Here is a 16,056-nt window from a genome sequence, read left to right as displayed (position 1 = left end):
TGGAGATGTCGCGTCCCCTGCCATGCCCTTCCCGCTGGCCCGCGCAGCATCACGGACGTGCCGCCCTGACCACGCTGATGGCGCTGGGGCTGTTCATCGCTACCGCGCTGTGGACGCAATGGGCACGCGATGACCTGGACTGGGTGCAGGCCACCCTGAGCCTGTACCTGCATGGCCCGTGGGGGCTGGCATTGCGCACCGCTTACTGCCTGCTGGCGCTGGCGATCATGCTGCTGGCCGTCTCCCTGCATGCCAACAGTCGCTCGCCGCGACGCAGTGCAGCGGCCCCCCTGCTGTTCTGGGTAGCCGCGCTGGGCCTGATGGGCGTGGCGATCGGCGACAGCTGGCTGCCCGAGCGCGCGCCGCTGCTGGCACCGCTGGTGCACGGGCTGTCGGCCAATACCGCGTTCCTGTGCGTGAGTGTGGCGATGCTGCTGCAGAGCTGGTATCTACGTGCCGATCCGCGCTGGCGCGGCTGGGCCGGGCCGGTCTGGTGGTGGGCCTGGCTGTGCTTCGTGCTGCTGTGGCTGCACGTGCTGTGGCGCGGCCCGCCGCGCGGCGCCGGGCAGAAGCTGGTGATCGCCGTGGTGCTGGTGTGGCTGGTCTCGGTGGCCTGGCAGCTGTGGCGGCAGGCGCGTCGCGACGCGCGCTGAGCGTCCGGCCACGGTCTGTACATGCCCTTGGCGGAGCAGGGGCGTATCGTTGGCACACTAGTCATGGGATGCGCGACGATGCGGCGAGCCGGTTGGGGGATGATGCTGGGTGTGGTGCTGGCGGGGATGTCCGGACAGGCGCTGGCCGCGCCGCCGCCGCTCAGTCACGGTCGTTTCGAGAACGTGCCGGTGTACCTCCCGGACGGTCACCCGCAGCGGGTGGTGGTGTGGTTCGACGGCACTGCCGGCCACCCCGACAGCCAGCAGCGTATCGATGCGCTGCGTGCCGAAGGCGCGCTGGTTGCCCAGGTCGATGTCGCGCATCTGCGCCAGGTGCTGGCCCGCGAGAAGAGCGGTAATTGCGCCTTCGGTGCCGGCGATGTGGAGAATTTCTCGCGCTGGTTCCAGGCCTATCTGCACGTGCCGGGCTACCACCTGCCGCTGATCGGCGGCGATGGCGAGGGCGCGGCGCTGGCGTACGCGGTGGCCGCCGAGGCCGATACCCAGGTATTCGCTGGACTGCTTACCACCGGCTTCTGCCCCTCGGGCGTGCGCGAGCGCAAGGTCTGCGGCGCCGGCAGCAGCCACGGCCGCCTGCAGCCGGCGGAACTGAATTTCCCGTGGTTGAACGCTGCCGGCGATGTGCATTGCCCGGCCGGCGAGTCGGCCGCATTCGTGCGCAAGGTCGGCATGGGGCGCCAGTTCGAGCGCACCGCGCGGGGCGACGCGTTGCCCGGCCTGCTGGCCGCGGCCAAGGTGATCGGCGCGCAGAAGGGCGTCAGCCTGGCGCCGCCGCCGGATGACCTCAAGGGCCTGCCGGTGGTCGATGTGCCGTCGAGCAAGCCGGGCGACACCTTCGCCATCTTCGTCTCCGGCGATGGCGGCTGGGCCGGGCTGGACAAGGAAGTGGCCGCGTCGCTGAGCGAGGCCGGGGTGCCGGTGGTCGGGGTGGATTCGCTGCGTTACTTCTGGACCGCACGCACGCCTGAGGGCTTCGCCCGCGATCTGGAGCGCATCGCCACCCACTACAGCCGCCAGTGGCAGCGCCGCAACGTGGTGCTGGTCGGTTTCTCGCAGGGCGCCGATGTGCTGCCGGCGGCAATCAATCAGCTGTCACCGGCTACCCGGGAATCGGTCTCGATGATCGCGCTGCTCTCGGTGGGCAAGACTGCCGACTATGAGTTCCATGTCAGCAACTGGCTCGGCGGCGGTGGCGATGGCCTGCCGATCGCGCCGGAGGTGGCCAAGCTGCCTGCCGGCAAAACGTTGTGCGTCTTCGGCGAAGACGATGGCGACGCGCTGTGCCCGTCGCTTCCGGCCGGTGGCAATGCGCAGGTCATCAAGCTCCCCGGCGACCATCACTTCAAGGGCGATTACGACCGCCTCGCCGATACCATCGTCCAGCATCTGCCGGCACGCTGAGCGCCTGCGGTCTCTGCCGGCACAGACTCAATCGTGCCGGCGCGGGTCCAGTGAGATCAGCCGTGTCGCATCAAGCAGGGCGGCGGGCAGGTGCACACCGCCCGGCGCGGCCAGATAACGTGCGCGCCAGACCGGGGCGAACTTCGACTTGAAACGGCGCAGGCCGCTGAAGCCGTAGAAGCGTTCGCCATGCCGCGCGACCACGTTGGCGAAGCGGTTCCAGCGCCCGGCCAGGCGATGCTGGGCCAGCCCGGACAGCGGTGCCATGCCCAGCGAGAACCGGTGGAAACCCTGCTCGCGGCCCCACAGGAACAGCTCGATGAACAGGAAATCCATGGTGCCCTTGGGCGCATCATCGACATGCCGCATCAGGTCGACCGACAGCTCATTGCCGGCCGGTGCCTGCCACAGATTGGCGAAGGCCACGATGCGGCCTTCGGCTTCGACCAGCGCGACCGGAAAGCGTGACAGGTAGGCCGGATCGAAACTGCCCAGCGAAAAGCCCTTCTCATCGCCGGCCTTGTCATCCAGCCACTGCTGGGAGACCACCGACAACGCCGGCAGCAATCCCGGTACTTCCTCGGGCGCCGCCACCCGGAAGCTCAAGCCACCGCGCTTGCCGCGGTTCCAGGCTTGGCGCAGATCCGCGCGATCGCGGCCTTCCAGCGTGAACGCCTGCAGCGGCACCATCGCCTCTTCGCCAAGCTTGACCAGGGTCAGGCCGAGGTCGAGATAGGTCTGCCAGTGCGCCTCACCGACCTGGTAGAACACCGGGCGCAGGCCGAGCCGATCGGCTTCCTCACGGAAGCGCCAGATCAGCGCACGCACCACGTCGGGCGGGCCGACCGGATCGCCCATCGCAATCAACGAGCCGCCGTAGCGCTGCATCATCACGAAGCCCCGCTGCGCCTCATCACGCAGCACCGCCTTGTCCGCGGTGAGTACCAGGCACGCCTGGGTGTCTTCGGCTGCTGCCAGGATCGGGGCGAGCGCGTCCAGCGTGGAGGCATCGGCGGCTGGCAACGGGCTGCGCGTGCTGTGCAGCAACCGTGCCAGGCCGAAGATGGTGAGCGCGATCGCTACCAGCAACAAGGCACGCAGCGCGCGTGGCGCGTTGCCCTGCAGCGCGAACTGCCACCACAGCTCGTTCTGGTATTCCACGTGGCTGTAGACGAAGAACAGCAGCCAGATCACCGCGACCAGCACCAGCCCGAGGTTGCGGATCCACGGCCATGACCAGGCCTCGTCCAGCAATGCGCCCTGGCGATAGAACTCGCGGCGCGAGGCCCACAGCGCGGCAGCCACCAGCAGCGCCGACAGCGCGATCAGCACCTGCCCACCGCGCAGCCAGATCGGCAAGGGCGAGAGCACACAGATGCCGAGCGCGAGCATCCACGCGGCGTGGCTGCGCCGCTGCAGGCCCTGGCCGATCAGCAGCAGCGCGACACCGGCCAGACTGCCCAGCAGGTGCGAGGTTTCCAGGATCGGCAGCGAAGCGGAGATCAGGTGCCGGCGCGGCGTCGGCAGGGTGCCGTCGATCACCAGTGCGGCGCCGACGCTGAACACCGCCAGCGCGATGATCTGCGGCAGCCACGGGCGCAGCGCGGTCCAGCCGACCCGGGTCGCACCAGCACCGGCACGCAGCGGGCGGCGCAGCGCCGGCGCAACTGCCAGTGCCGTGGCCAGCAGCAGCGGCAGCACGTAATAGGTCACGCGGTAGATCAGCGCCGCCGCCAGCACCGCAGCGGGCGCCACCTGCGGCAACAGCTTGAGCAGGCTCCACTCGAACACGCCCAGCCCGGCTGGCACGCTGGAGATCAGGCCCGCCAGCACCGCGACCAGATACAGCCCGACGAAACCGGGCAGGCCGGTTGGCGTATCCATCGGCAGCAGCACATAGAACGCCGCACTGGCCAGCACCAGTTCGACCACGCTCAGCGCAGTGACACCGAGCATCGTGCGGCGGTCGGGCAGCCACAAGGCATGCCCGCGGATCTGGAAACTGCGACCTTCACGCCCGACCAGCAGCACCGTGCCGGCATAGGCCAGCAGGCCGAGAACGCCAATGACCCGCACCGCCTGCACCGGGATCGGCAGCGCCAGCGCCGCCGCGCCGGGTTCAAGCAGGAAGGCCAACGCCAGCAGCAGCCACGCACCGAATACGAAGCCCAGTGTGCTCATCAACACTACCTGGCCGATCTCGCCCAGGCTCAGCCCGGCACGGCCATAGCCACGCAGGCGCACGGCACCGCCGGTGAGGGCCGCAAAGCCCAAGGTCTGCCCCAGCGTATGCGCCAGGAACGCGGTGATGCCGACCCGCGCCGGATGCAGGCGCTTGCCGCTGCGGCGCAGACCGATCGCGTCGAAACCGATCAGGCAGGCATAGCTGGCCAGGCCAAGCAGCACGGTCAGCGCGATCTGGCCGGCGCCCAGATGCCGGAACGCCTCGCGGATCGCGCGGTAGCCATGCTCATCGAATTCGTTGGCCAGCCCACGCAGGGCCAAGGCCAGGATCACCAGCGGGATGACGACGGTCGCGGCGCGGCGCCAGGGGGCGCGGGCCGGGGTGGGAGCAGGGGCGGTGTCGGTCATCGGTACAGCGTGCTCCGGGGTGGGCGATGAAAGAGTCAACACAGGCGTGGCCGCCTGACCGGCAAATCGTGCGCCTGATGCCGACGCTTGCCAAGCGGGCGCGGTGTGCGGGCTGTGGCTGCTTTGCGCACCGGGCCCGGCAGGCGCGCGCCGCATCGGTGACAATGCGGTTCCATCCAGAGGAGTAATCGCCATGTTGGAACGTTTCGACGTTGGCCCGCGCATGTCCGAAATGACCGTGCACAACAAGGTCGCCTATCTGTCCGGGCAGATCCCCGAAGACACCAGCCAGGACATCACCGGCCAGACCCGCCAGGTGCTGGAAGAGATCGACAAGCTGCTGGCGCTGGTGGCCAGTGACAAGCAGCACATCCTGCGCGCGGAAATCTTCCTGGCCGATATCAATGATTTCGCCGGCATGAATGCCGCGTGGGATGAGTGGGTGGTGGCCGGCATGACCCCGGCCCGCGCGACGGTGGAAGCCAAGCTGGCGGATGCGAGCTGGAAAGTGGAGATCGTGGTGACGGCGGCATTGCCGTAAGCGCACCGCGCACCGCTGGGCGCCATGGTGATCGACGCATCGCCGTGCGCCCAGACCCTGCCGCCGCCGCAAGGCGCATAGCGGCCGACGCAAGGATCAGGGCGCGCTGACCAGGTCGATGCAGTCCACTGGGCACGGCGGGATGCACAACTCGCAGCCCGTACACAGATCGGCGATGACGGTGTGCATGTACTTGGCGCCGCCGACGATGGCATCCACCGGGCAGGCCTGGATGCACTTGGTGCAGCCGATGCAGTCGGCTTCGATCACCACCGCGACCTGCGGTGCCTTATGTGCACCGCGCGTGCGGTCGAACGGCACCGCCGCCACGCCCAGGACATTCGCCAAGGCACGCGCACCGGCATCACCGCCCGGCGGGCAGTGATCGGTGCCCGCCTCGCCGCGTGCCATCGCCTCGGCATACGGACGGCAGCCGTCATAACCGCATTGCCCGCATTGGGTCTGCGGCAACAGCCGGTCGAGGCGTTCGGTGAGGGTGTCGATGGGGAGGCTCATGGCGTGGCGGTGGCTGCGCGGTGGGGCATCAGGCCCGGCTGTCCCGGGCAGTTGGTGTGCCCGCCGGTGGATCCCGACGCGGCTTCATGGGCTTGCCGCGATACCAGCGCTCGTGGGCGAGTGCCAGCATCGGACGGTCTTCGCGGCTGTCGCCGTACGCGTGGATGCGCAGGTAGCGCGAGAGGTCGAACCGCCGGCGGATGTGGTCGACCTTGCGCGGGCCGCAGTCGCCCTCGGCGTAGCGCCCGGTGAGGCGTCCGTCGTGGCTGTCCAGCCGGTTGCATATCAGTTGCAACCCCATCGCCTCGCACCAAGGGCGCAGGTAGAGGTCCAGCGAGCCGGACACGATCACCACGGTGTGGTGTTGCTTGAGGTGCCAGTGGATCTGCTCGAGCATCTCCGGCCGCATTACGCCGGGCAGTACATCGCGCGCGTAGCCGGCGGCCTGTGCGGTGATGTCCTCCAGATGGCGGTCGGTAAAGGTCAGGCGGGTGACACGGGCGCGCAGGCGTTGCGCCGAGATCAGCTTCAGGCGATAGGCCAGCAACCACGGGCCGACTTTCCACCAGGCCTGTGCCAGCTGCTCGGGCGTGGCCACGCGGCGCAGGAACCGCCCGTAGGTATCGCAGGTGGTGACCGTGTGGTCGAAATCGAACAGCGCCAGTTCCAACCCACACCTCCAGGCAGAAGAGCGTGGCAGGGCGACCCGGTGGCCGCCCTGCCGCAGCGATCAGCGGACCGGCATGCCCGGCAACGCGGCGCTGTCGGCGTCCAGCAGGGCCAGCGCGCCGCCGTTGAAACCGGCCGACAGGATCATGCCTTCGCTCAGGCCGAAGCGCATCTTGCGTGGGGCCAGGTTGGCGATGAAGACCACGCTGCGGCCGACCAGCTGCTCCGGCTCGCCGTAGCTGGCGCGGATGCCGGAGAAGATCTGGCGCTTGCCCAGCTCACCGGCGTCGAGTTCGAAGCGCAGCAGCTTGTCCGACCCTTCCACGAACTCGCAGACCAGCACCTTGCCGATGCGCAGATCCAGCTTGGCGAAGTCGTCGATGCCGATGTAGGCCGGTGCGGCCTCGCCATCGGCCGCAGCAACCGGTGCCGGTGCGGCAGCGGGCTTGGCCGGTTTGGCCGGGGCGGCGGGGGCCGGGGTGGCGGCCTGCAGGGTGTCCTTGGAAGCGTCGGTCATGGCGTCGATTTTTTTCGGGTCGATACGGGTGAACAGGGGCGCGTATACCGCGATGGTATGCGCGGTCAGCGGGGTGGCGATGTCGGTCCAGGCCTGCACGGGCGCGGCCAGGAAGGCCTCGGCCTGCGCGGCGGTGGCCGGCAGCACCGGTTTGAGCGCGGTGACCAGCACGCGGAACAGGTTCAGGCCCTGGGTGCAGACCGATTGCAGCTGCGCGTCGGCGCCGTCCTGCTTGGCGATCACCCACGGCTTTTCATCGTCGATATAGCGGTTGGCTTCGTCGGCCAGCGCCATGGTCTGGCGCAGTGCGCTGGCCGGATCGTTGCGCTCGTACGCCTCGCGGATCGGCGCCAGCGCGGCGACGAAACGGTCGTACTGGGCGGCATCGGGCAGCGCGGCGGCCAGGCGGCCCTCGAAGCGCTTGCTGATGAAGCCGGCGCAGCGGCTGGCCAGGTTGACGAACTTGCCGACCAGATCCGCGTTGACGCGCGCGATGAAGTCACCCAGGTTCAGGTCGAGATCGTCCACGCCGCCGGAGGACTTGGCCGCGAAGTAATAGCGCAACGCTTCCGGTTCCAGCCCGGCATCCAGGAAGGTGCGGGCCATCACGAAGGTGCCGCGCGACTTGGACATCTTGGCGCCATCCACGGTCAGGTAGCCGTTGACGTGCAGGCGGGTCGGCGCGCGGTGGCCGGTGCCGTGCAGCACCGCCGGCCAGAACAGGCCGTGGAAGTTCACGATGTCCTTGCCGATGAAGTGGTGCAGCTCGGTGCTGGTGCCCGCGCGCAGGTGGGCGTCGAAATCTTCGCCGGTCTTCGCGCACAGCGCCTTGAAGCTGGAGAGATAGCCGATCGGCGCATCCAGCCACACGTAGAAGTACTTGCCCGGGTGGCCGGGAATCTGGAAGCCGAAGTACGGCGCATCGCGCGAGATGTCCCACGCGCGCAGGCCACCTTCGGCATTGAGCCACTCACCCAGCTTGGCCTTCACGCCCGGCAGGGCGACGTCGCCGGCCAGCCACTCGCGCAGGAAACCTTCGAAGCGGCCGACCTCGAAGAAGAAATGCTCCGAATCGCGGATTTCCGGCGTGGCGCCGGAGATCACCGATTTGGGGTCCTTCAGGTCGGTCGGGCTGTAGGTGGCGCCGCAGACCTCGCAGTTGTCACCGTACTGATCCGGCGTGCCACAGTTCGGGCAGATGCCCTTGATGTAGCGGTCGGGCAGGAACATGCCCTTGGCCGGGTCGTAGAACTGGGCCACGGAGCGGCGCGCGATGTGGCCTTCGGCCTCGAGCTTGAGGTAGAAGGCTTCGGTCAGTGCCTTGTTGGCCGCCGAGTTGGTCGAGTCGTAATGATCGAACGCCACGCCGAACGCGGCGAAATCGCGCTCATGGCTGGCCTGGATGTTGGCGATGAAGGCCTCCGGGGTCACGCCGGCCTTTTCGGCCGCGAGCATGATCGGGGTGCCGTGGGTGTCATCGGCGCAGACGAACCAGGTCTTGCCGCCGCTCATTCGACGCGCGCGCACCCAGATGTCAGCCTGGATGTAGCCGACCAGGTGGCCCAGGTGCAGCGGGCCGTTGGCGTAGGGCAGGGCGGTGGTGACGAGAGCGGTGCGGGTCATGATGAGCGCTGTTGCCAGGGGAACCGGGGATTATCGCACGCCAAAACGCAGTAACCCGGCCGAAGCCGGGTTACGGGGGCTCAACAGCAGCGCCGGGCTTACTCGCGCACCCAGGTCTGGGCGCGGCAGATGAAGGCCACGCAGCCGGACACGTCCAGCTTGGCGCCGCCGGTCTGCAGCTTCATCTTGGACTTGTAGGTCTTGCCGTTGCCCGGATCCAGGATGGTGCCGCCGGACCAGGCGTTGGTGCCGTCGGCCTTGAGGTTCCACAGGATGGTCATGCCCTTGACCGGCTTGTTCTTGTTGGCGCCTTCGCAGCCGTCGCAGACCGGATTGGGGCCCTTGTCCGAGTGCAGGATGTCCACGACCTTGCCGGTCAGGGTGCCGTTGGTGGCCTGGGTGATCTCCACGATCGACTTCACCTTGCCGGTCTTGTCGTCGATGGTCTTCCAGCGGCCGACGGCGCCGTCGGCGGCGCTGGCCGACATCGCGGCCATCATCAGCGGCAGCGCCAGCAACAGGGTCTTGAAGGTCTTGCGCATGTTCCCCTCCCAGGGATGTCCGTGAACGCCGGCGCAGGTGGCCGGTACAGGGCCGACTGTATACCCATTCGCTCCGGTACGGAACGTGCCGGGTGCACGCTTCAGCCCGCGTCGGCCGGGATCTCGTACAGCTCCAGCGGCAGGTCGTCCGGGTCGGCGAAGAAGGTGAAGCGGCGGCCGGTGTACTCGTCCACCCGGATCGGTTCGCAGGCCACCGCGGCCGCGGTCAGGCGGGCGATCATGGGCTCCAGCGTGTGCACGCGGAAGGCCAGGTGGCGCAGGCCCTGCGCCTCGGGGCGGCTGGGCCGTGTGGGCGCGCCCGGGAACGAGAACAGCTCCAGCTGGCTGCCATCGGGCAGGGCCAGATCGAGCTTCCAGGAGTCGCGCGCCGCGCGGTGGTTTTCGGCGATCACCTGCAGGCCGAGCACCCGGGTGTAGAAGTCTCTGGAGCGGGCGTAATCGGCGCAGATCAGGGCCACGTGGTGGATGCCGATCAGTGGGGAAGTGTCAGAAGCGTTCATTGCAGAGTATCCAGCCAGCGCCGGGCGATCTGCAGCGCCAGCGGATAGGGTTCGGGGGCATTGCGGTTGCTGAGGACGATCACGGTGAGGCGCTGCGCCGGATAGCGCAGGATCACGTTGCGGAAGCCGATGCTCTCGCCGCTGTGCCACTGCGCGCCACCGTTGAGCCGCCAGCCGAAACCGTAGAACGGCACGTCCGTCTCGGCGGTGGGGGTGGCAGGGGAGAACATCTGCTTCAACGATGTCGCCTTCAACAGGCGCTGGTCATACAGCGCCGCATCCCAGCGCGCCAGGTCATCCAGCGAGGAATACACGCCACCATCGCCGAGCACTGCGCTGGTCGGGCTTTGATCGGTGCGCTGCCAGCGCCCGTCGCGCTCGCTGTATCCATAGGCGCGGCGCGCGATATCGTCCACGCCGTCCTGATGCGCCACGCTGTCGCGCATGCCCAGCGGCAGGAAAATCCGCTGGCGCAGGAAGCTGGCGAAATCGGTGCCGGAGGCCTTGCCGACCACCAGCGCCAGCAGCGCGTAGCCGCTGTTGCTGTAACGGTAGGCTGTGCCCGGTGCAAAGTACGTCCGATCCTGGCCTTCCAGCAGGTGCAGCACATCCGGGTCACGCACCTGCGCGGACGCGTCGGTGGCCATCAGGTCTTCGTAATCGATCAGGCCGCTGGTGTGGCTGAGCAGCTGGCGCAGGGTGATGGCATCGGCGGCCGCCGGCAACGAGGGCAGCCAGCGCTTGAGTGGGTCATCCAGGCCCAGCGCACCATCCTCGGCCAGCAGCAGGATCGCCGCGGCGGTGAACTGCTTGCTGACCGAGGCCAGGCGGAAATTGGTCTGCGCGGTCACCGCGGTGCGATCTTCCAGCACCGCCAGCCCGTAGCCGCGCCGGAACACCGGCTGGCCGTCGTGCAGCACCAGTACCGCCGCGCCGGGGACCTGACCATCGTAGCGCTGCATCAGCGCATCGATGCCCGGATCCGGTGGCGTCAGCACCGGCGCTGCGATGACGGTGCCGCTGCCGGCGATGCACATCGCGCTGATCCACACACGCAGATGCCCGACGATGTGCATGCTCGGTTTCCTTCAGGGTTCAGGGCGCGGGCGTGGCCGCGCCACTCTGGCTGGCAATCCAGCGGGCGATCTTGGCGTCCAGAATATCCAGCGGCATCGAGCCGTCGCGCAGCACTTCCTCATGGAAGCGACGCGCGTCGAAACGTGCCCCCAGTGAGGCCTTGGCCTTGTCGCGCAGCTCCATCATCTTCAGCTCGCCCAGGCCATTGGCCAGGGTCTGCCCGGGCAGGGCCATGAAGCGCTCCACTTCCGCGGTGGCATCGCTGGCGCTCATGTCCGCGGTCTTGACCAGATAGTCCACGGCCTGGCGCTTGCTCCAGCCCTGCGCGTGCACGCCGGTATCGGCGGACATGCGCGCGGCGCGGGTCAGCGCGGCCTGCAGATAGCCGATCCGCTCGTAGGGATCCTGATAGACGCCCAGTTGCTCACCCAGCGATTCGGCATACAGGCCCCAGCCCTCCACGAAGGCGATATCGCCGCCCAGACGACGGAAGCGTGGCAGCTTGTCCAGCTCCTGTTGCAGGCCCAGCTGCACGTGATGGCCGGGAATGCCCTCATGCAGGAACTGCATCGGTGCGGACCAGCGGCGGCGGCTCGGCAGATCGCCGGTGTTGATGTACAGCACGCCCGGGCGCATCCCGTCCGGCAATGGTTGCTGGTAGCTCACCGCCCCGGCGGTGGCCGCGCGTTCGGGCTCGACCGCGCGGATCTCCATCGGGGCCTTGGGCAGCGTGCCGAGCAGCGTCGGCAGGCGCGCGTTGACCTGGCTCTGCAGCTGCTTGTAGCGGTTGAGCAGCGCATCGGCGTTGGCGTACTGGAAATCGCGGTCGGTGCGCATGGTGCGCAGCAGTTTCTGCTGCGAGCCACGGATCTTGTTGTCTTTCATGATCGTGGCGATCTGCGCCTGCAGTGTGGCCACGCGTTGTTCGGCCAGGGCATGGATCTGTTCGGGCGTCAGCGTGGAGGCGGTGCTCTGCACGATGGTCTGCGCATACCAGGCCTTGCCGCCGGGCAGGCCGGCCAGGCCATCGGTGCTGCGCGCGGCCGGCAGGTACTCGGTGGCGATGAAGCCGCGCAGGGCGCGATAGGACGGCATGATGCGGAACTCGATCATGCGCTTGTATTCGGCCGTGATGCGCGCCTTGTCGGCCGCCGGGAAATCGTCGGGCAGATTGCGCACCGGCCCCCAGAAGATGCTCTCTTCCGCGGTCGGCTTGATCACCGCATCCAGCTGCGGCAGTACTTTTTCCATCAGGTCACGCGGTTGCACCACACCGGCGGCCATGCCTTGGCGCATGTTGGCGATGGCCTGCTCGAACAGGGCCGGAATGCCCAGCGAGCGGCGCGACCAGCCATCGTAATCCTGCACCGTGTTGAACGGCTGCGCACCGGAGCCGGAGCCGAGAATGGCCATGATGCTGCCGAGGTTGTAGTACTGGCTCACCGGCAGCATCCAGCCGGGGAACTGCTCGGCGGCCAGCGACATGCGCGCGTCGCGCACGAAGATTTCGTAGCTGAGCAGGTCCTGGCCGGTCAGGCCGTCCGGCCCGATCTTCTCGACCTTGCCCAGCCACTCCACGGTGAAGTCATGCGACTGCTGCCGGTAGGCGGCGGAAAGAATGTTGGGCAGCTGATCGTTGTGGCGGCTGTCGCCCTGGAAGGTGGCCTGCAGCGGATTGAGCCGCATCGAGGCATCCCAGTACTCATCGTAGATCCGGTCCAGCTGCGCGGCCTTGGTCTGCTGGCGCACCAGCGGCTGGCGGGCAGGGGCGGCGGCTGGGCGTGCACGCGGCTTGGCCTTGGGCTTGGCAGCGGGCCGGGACTGGGCCGCTGCGGGCCGGGTGGCCTTCTTCTTGGCAGCTTCGGCCGGAGCGGCAGCGCTGAAGGCCATCAGTACGGCAATGGCAAGCGCCAGGGCGCGGGCGGGGTGGGGCATCGGCTGTTTCCGTAAACGCACAGACACGGGAGCTTGCCCGATTCGCCTGCGTACGGCCAGCATCGGCCCCCGGTCAGGTTTGTCATGTACGGCGGCCAGTCAGCTGCGGCAGCATGCTGCTGCCGCGATGCTCAACGATCGCCGGCGCGGGTGAACGGCATGGTTTCCGGGGCGACCGCGCCGCCGGAGATGATGAAGCTCATCGCCTGGTCCACGGTCCAGTCGGTGGGCGTGAGCAGCTCAACCGGCACGATTTCCAGATAGCCCGAGGTCGGATTGGGGGTGGTGGGTACGTATACGGCGGCCAGCTCGCGGCCGCTGCCTTCTTCCTTCATCACCCGCGTCACCAGGCCCACCGACTTCATGTCGCGATGCGGGAAGTCGATCAGCACCACACGCTGCGTGCTGCCCGGTTCGGTCTGCAGCATGTCCAGCAGTTTCTTGGCGCTGTCGTAGATGATGCTGGCCAACGGGATGCGCTTGATCACCGCACCGAACCAGCGCAGCAGGCGCTGGCCGATCACGCGGCGGCTGAGTACGCCCACCGAGAGAATCACCAGCAGCGTGGCGGCCAGGGCGATGATGTCCTGCATCCACTCGACCTTGATCCAGCCCAGGTAATGCGGGAACGAGGCGGCGATCTGCTCGGAGAGCGGCACCACCAGCGGGCTGGAAATGCCCGAAAGCAGCACGAACACGAATTTGACCACCACCCAGGTCAGCCAGATCGGCAGCAGGGTCAGCAGGCCGGTCAGGAACAGGCGCTGCAGGGAGGGACGCGGAACGAGTTGGGGGGCTTCGGGCGACATCTGCGCATTGTAGCGGCGGCGATGCCCGGTTTACGCTGCCCATCCCCGCAGGACGCGGGGTCTGGGGAGAATGCTGTGGTGAGGAATGGACTGAAATGGGTGGGCATCTCGATCCTGAGCCTGGTGCTGGCCGTGGCGGGGCTCTGGGCGGCTTCGCGCTTCTGGCCGCTGCCGGCCGAGCAGCGTGAGGCGATGCGGCTGCTGCAGGCGCCGCTGCCCAGGCCTGGTGAGAACGGCTTCACCGCGTTGTGGACCCTGCGCTACGACGGCTTGGATGCCCGCGGGCGCGAGACCCTGATCGCACAGGATGTCGAGCGCTGGCGCAACGGCACGCCTGGCCAGCGGCCGCTAGCGTCCAGCGCGGAAGGGCGGTTCCCCGCGGTCCCGCTGTCGGCGCTGGCGCGTTGTGGCCGCCGGGGTGTCGGCTGTCTTGCAGCGGTGCGTGCAGACCCCGAGGGGTTCGCCGCCACGCATGCCGGCCACGATGCGCTTCACCAGCGCGTGGCCGCGCTGGCCGGCTACGGTCACTTCGTCTCCCCGTTCGAGCCATTCGGCACGGACCCGATGGCGCCGCTGCCCGTCTTTCAGCCGCTGCTTGATCCGCTGTCAGCCCACGCGCTGGCGCATGTACGGGGCGACAGTGGCACCGCACTTGCCGGTGCCTGCGCGGACATCCTCAGTGGTCGGGCGATGACGGGGCAGGGCGATACGCTGATCACCAGCATGGTCGGCGCGGCGATGGTGGAGAGCAACGCGCGGCTGCTGGCGGACATGCTGGTTGAACTGCCCGCCGACGCTGCACTGCCTGCGGTCTGCGCGGCGGCACTGGCGCCGATGACGGCCGGCGAGCAGAGCCTGTGCACGGCGATGCGCGGTGAGTTCGCGTTGGCCCGGGCGGGCGTGCGGCCGTCCACTGGGAACCCTGACGGCCATCGCCTGTTGCTGGATGTGCCGCGCACTCTGGCGCGCATGGCGCCCCGCTATGCGTGGGCGTGCGCCGCCAGTGCAGAACGGGTAGCAGCGCGCGACGCGCCCACGCCCATTCCCGGGCCCGCGCAGGATCGCTTTGCCTGCATCGCCAATCCGCTGGGCTGTGCCGTGGCCAACATCGGCGGGCCGGACATGCGGCAGTACGCCGGCCGCCCGCAGGATGCCGCCGCGATGCTGCGCCTGGTCGCCGCGCAGCGCTGGCTGCGGCAGCAGCCCACGGCATCATCGCAGACGCTGAAGCGCTTGCCCGAGGCGCTGCGTTCGCCCACGCGCGCACCGGTACTCAGCGACGATGGCCAGTGGCTGCAGGTCGATCGGCGTGTGGAGATGGACGAGGCCGGGCCGACAGTGCAGGTGCCGATGCGCGCGCCCGCACGATAAGAGGCGTGCGGCGACGCAGTGCTTACCGATCCTGCGCCGGACCGAAGGGGTCGAAGTCGCTGCCATCGCCTACCGTCTCCAGCGTCCAGCGGCGTGGCGAGGCGAGGGTCTCCCAGCGCACGCTGTCCTGGTCCGATTCGATGCTGCCCGCGGCATGGCGCACGCGGCGGGTCGAGTAATTGATGCTCAGGCTTTCGGTCTGCCCGGAGTTGCGCATCATCGTGTTGCGGTCATAGCCGATCAACGCGAAGGCACCGTTCTGCCAGCGGAAGGTGTAGCTGGCCGAGCCGGTCGACCAGCTGCCGGCGTTGGAGAAGAAGAACAGCGTGGTGCGCAGCGTGCCGCCCACGATCGATACGCCGTCGCCGTCGTCGAACACATCGGACAGGTTCGGGGCCTCGTGGCGGGTGATCAATGTGTGGTTCTGCGCAGCGAGCGTGTAGCCGGCCGGCGTGCCCCAGGCGATGGCGAGGATGCGTGGATTGCTGTCCAGCGGGCTGATGCCGAAGCCATCGTGTTCGACGATGTTGCGCGGGTCCTGCTGGCGCAGCACCAGAACGAGATCATCGCGCTTGTCGCCGTTGAGATCGCCGCGAAGCTGCTGCTCGATGCGCCATCCTGACGGCACGAAACCTTCGGCCCGGGTGGCGTGGGCGGGCAATATCGGATAGTCGACCGGTGGGATCCGCAGTTCCTGCGCGAACGCGGGCAGGGCAGTGAGCAGCAGGGCAGCGAGCAGGGGCAGGCGCATGGTCGTCCGTGGGGTGAAGCGGGCGCGCGAGCATAGCAAGCGCGCGATGACTCATCCCGCGCGCTGGCGCGCCTCGGGCTTGAGGCGCAGGTAGACCTGCTTGCGCACGCGGGCGATCACTTCGCCTTTCGCATCGACAATGTCATTGCTGAACCAGTGCAGGTACTTTTCCCCGCTGGCAGTGGCCGCACGCAGTTGATCCAGCAGCGCCTCGTCCAGCCGGAACTCGGCAACCACCGTCCCGCGGCCCGGCTTGAGGAATTCGATCTCCCCCGCGCGGTCCCAGACGTAGTAATCGCGCCCCAGGTTCTGCATCACGGTGAGCATCCAGAACGGATCGGTCATCGCGAACAGGCTGCCACCGAAGTGGGTGCCCACGTAGTTGCGGTTCCACGGGCGCATGCGCAGTTCGACGCGTACATGGCGGTAGTCCGGGCTGACCGTGGTCACGTGGATACCCGTGAACAGGAACGGCGGCCACAGGTTGAGGCCAAGGCGGAAGACGGAGGCCTTCATT

15 protein-coding genes are annotated in these 16,056 nt (G+C 68.3%); 4 read left to right on the top strand and 11 right to left on the bottom strand.

Features of this window, described 5'->3' with window-relative positions; genetic code table 11:
* The first annotated feature begins 5 nt into the window (after positions 1–5).
* On the top strand, positions 6–653 hold the full coding sequence (locus tag AC06E9_RS01920; protein ID WP_183073682.1) for a DUF998 domain-containing protein: 648 nt from the start codon (positions 6–8) through the stop codon (positions 651–653).
* Positions 654–731: 78 nt separating this feature from the next.
* A complete protein-coding gene (locus tag AC06E9_RS01915; protein ID WP_478055394.1) occupies positions 732–2,075 on the top strand; it encodes a virulence factor family protein in 1,344 nt (447 codons plus the stop codon).
* Positions 2,076–2,102: 27 nt separating this feature from the next.
* Here the strand turns inward: AC06E9_RS01915 and mprF are convergent, their stop codons facing one another.
* A complete protein-coding gene (gene mprF, locus AC06E9_RS01910) occupies positions 2,103–4,667 on the bottom strand; it encodes a bifunctional lysylphosphatidylglycerol flippase/synthetase MprF (protein WP_478055393.1) in 2,565 nt (854 codons plus the stop codon).
* A gap of 193 nt (positions 4,668–4,860) precedes the next feature.
* Between mprF and AC06E9_RS01905 the strand changes: the two genes are divergently transcribed.
* The gene (locus tag AC06E9_RS01905) at positions 4,861–5,208 is read left to right on the top strand and encodes a RidA family protein (RefSeq protein ID WP_121038644.1); all 348 of its coding nucleotides are present in this window, start codon (positions 4,861–4,863) and stop codon (positions 5,206–5,208) included.
* A gap of 96 nt (positions 5,209–5,304) precedes the next feature.
* Here AC06E9_RS01905 and rnfB read toward each other — a convergent pair whose 3' ends face one another.
* The 8 genes from rnfB to AC06E9_RS01865 all read right to left on the bottom strand — a co-directional run bounded on the left by rnfB (position 5,305) and on the right by AC06E9_RS01865 (position 13,417).
* Positions 5,305–5,724: an Rnf electron transport complex subunit RnfB gene (gene rnfB, locus AC06E9_RS01900; RefSeq protein ID WP_121038641.1), complete on the bottom strand. Its 420-nt coding sequence runs from the start codon at positions 5,722–5,724 to the stop codon at positions 5,305–5,307.
* Positions 5,725–5,752: 28 nt separating this feature from the next.
* Entirely contained in the window at positions 5,753–6,394 is a 642-nt protein-coding gene (locus AC06E9_RS01895; protein WP_121038638.1) for an HAD family hydrolase, read from the bottom strand.
* A 60-nt stretch (positions 6,395–6,454) separates the two neighbouring features.
* Positions 6,455–8,533, bottom strand: a complete 2,079-nt coding sequence (gene metG / locus AC06E9_RS01890) for a methionine--tRNA ligase (protein ID WP_478055392.1) — start codon at positions 8,531–8,533, stop codon at positions 6,455–6,457.
* Between the two features lie 98 nt (positions 8,534–8,631).
* Entirely contained in the window at positions 8,632–9,075 is a 444-nt protein-coding gene (locus AC06E9_RS01885) for a DUF2147 domain-containing protein (RefSeq protein ID WP_121038630.1), read from the bottom strand.
* 101 nt (positions 9,076–9,176) lie between these two features.
* The gene (gene gloA2 / locus AC06E9_RS01880; RefSeq protein ID WP_478055391.1) at positions 9,177–9,596 is read right to left on the bottom strand and encodes an SMU1112c/YaeR family gloxylase I-like metalloprotein; all 420 of its coding nucleotides are present in this window, start codon (positions 9,594–9,596) and stop codon (positions 9,177–9,179) included.
* Positions 9,593–10,633 (bottom strand): serine hydrolase domain-containing protein, encoded by a 1,041-nt coding sequence (locus AC06E9_RS01875; protein ID WP_428999848.1) that lies wholly within the window; start codon positions 10,631–10,633, stop codon positions 9,593–9,595. Before AC06E9_RS01875 ends, gloA2 begins: the two co-directional genes overlap by 4 nt.
* Positions 10,634–10,691: 58 nt before the next feature.
* Positions 10,692–12,608 (bottom strand): DUF885 domain-containing protein, encoded by a 1,917-nt coding sequence (locus AC06E9_RS01870; RefSeq protein ID WP_152154213.1) that lies wholly within the window; start codon positions 12,606–12,608, stop codon positions 10,692–10,694.
* 131 nt (positions 12,609–12,739) lie between these two features.
* Positions 12,740–13,417, bottom strand: coding sequence for a DUF502 domain-containing protein (locus AC06E9_RS01865; protein ID WP_070425632.1), 678 nt, complete (start codon positions 13,415–13,417; stop codon positions 12,740–12,742).
* 99 nt (positions 13,418–13,516) lie between these two features.
* On the opposite strand from AC06E9_RS01865, the gene AC06E9_RS01860 reads away from it, so the two are divergent.
* Complete coding sequence (locus tag AC06E9_RS01860; RefSeq protein ID WP_461770149.1) at positions 13,517–14,788, top strand: hypothetical protein; 1,272 nt, start codon at positions 13,517–13,519, stop codon at positions 14,786–14,788.
* Positions 14,789–14,810: 22 nt separating this feature from the next.
* Here the strand turns inward: AC06E9_RS01860 and AC06E9_RS01855 are convergent, their stop codons facing one another.
* Positions 14,811–15,539: a hypothetical protein gene (locus AC06E9_RS01855; protein WP_461770148.1), complete on the bottom strand. Its 729-nt coding sequence runs from the start codon at positions 15,537–15,539 to the stop codon at positions 14,811–14,813.
* A gap of 51 nt (positions 15,540–15,590) precedes the next feature.
* Positions 15,591–16,055 (bottom strand): DUF4442 domain-containing protein, encoded by a 465-nt coding sequence (locus AC06E9_RS01850; protein ID WP_121038612.1) that lies wholly within the window; start codon positions 16,053–16,055, stop codon positions 15,591–15,593.
* Between the last annotated feature and the right edge of the window lies 1 nt (position 16,056).

Source organism: Stenotrophomonas sp. Steno-Z10-BAI (genome assembly GCF_056393115.1).
Note: the sequence above shows the minus strand (reverse complement) of the source record. Positions and strands in the feature narration are given on the sequence as shown.

Bases quoted from the DNA above. Each gene is read 5' to 3' on its own strand.
- AC06E9_RS01855 (WP_461770148.1), bottom strand. From the start codon at position 15,539: ATGCGCCTGCCCCTGCTCGCTGCCCTGCTGCTCACTGCCCTGCCCGCG.
- AC06E9_RS01885 (WP_121038630.1), bottom strand. From the start codon at position 9,075: ATGCGCAAGACCTTCAAGACCCTGTTGCTGGCGCTGCCGCTGATGATG.
- rnfB (WP_121038641.1), bottom strand. From the start codon at position 5,724: ATGAGCCTCCCCATCGACACCCTCACCGAACGCCTCGACCGGCTGTTG.
- metG (WP_478055392.1), bottom strand. From the start codon at position 8,533: ATGACCCGCACCGCTCTCGTCACCACCGCCCTGCCCTACGCCAACGGC.
- AC06E9_RS01875 (WP_428999848.1), bottom strand. From the start codon at position 10,633: ATGTGCATCGCCGGCAGCGGCACCGTCATCGCAGCGCCGGTGCTGACG.
- mprF (WP_478055393.1), bottom strand. From the start codon at position 4,667: ATGACCGACACCGCCCCTGCTCCCACCCCGGCCCGCGCCCCCTGGCGC.
- AC06E9_RS01905 (WP_121038644.1), top strand. From the start codon at position 4,861: ATGTTGGAACGTTTCGACGTTGGCCCGCGCATGTCCGAAATGACCGTG.
- AC06E9_RS01865 (WP_070425632.1), bottom strand. From the start codon at position 13,417: ATGTCGCCCGAAGCCCCCCAACTCGTTCCGCGTCCCTCCCTGCAGCGC.
- AC06E9_RS01920 (WP_183073682.1), top strand. From the start codon at position 6: ATGTCGCGTCCCCTGCCATGCCCTTCCCGCTGGCCCGCGCAGCATCAC.
- AC06E9_RS01850 (WP_121038612.1), bottom strand. From the start codon at position 16,055: ATGAAGGCCTCCGTCTTCCGCCTTGGCCTCAACCTGTGGCCGCCGTTC.
- AC06E9_RS01915 (WP_478055394.1), top strand. From the start codon at position 732: ATGCGGCGAGCCGGTTGGGGGATGATGCTGGGTGTGGTGCTGGCGGGG.
- AC06E9_RS01870 (WP_152154213.1), bottom strand. From the start codon at position 12,608: ATGCCCCACCCCGCCCGCGCCCTGGCGCTTGCCATTGCCGTACTGATG.
- gloA2 (WP_478055391.1), bottom strand. From the start codon at position 9,596: ATGAACGCTTCTGACACTTCCCCACTGATCGGCATCCACCACGTGGCC.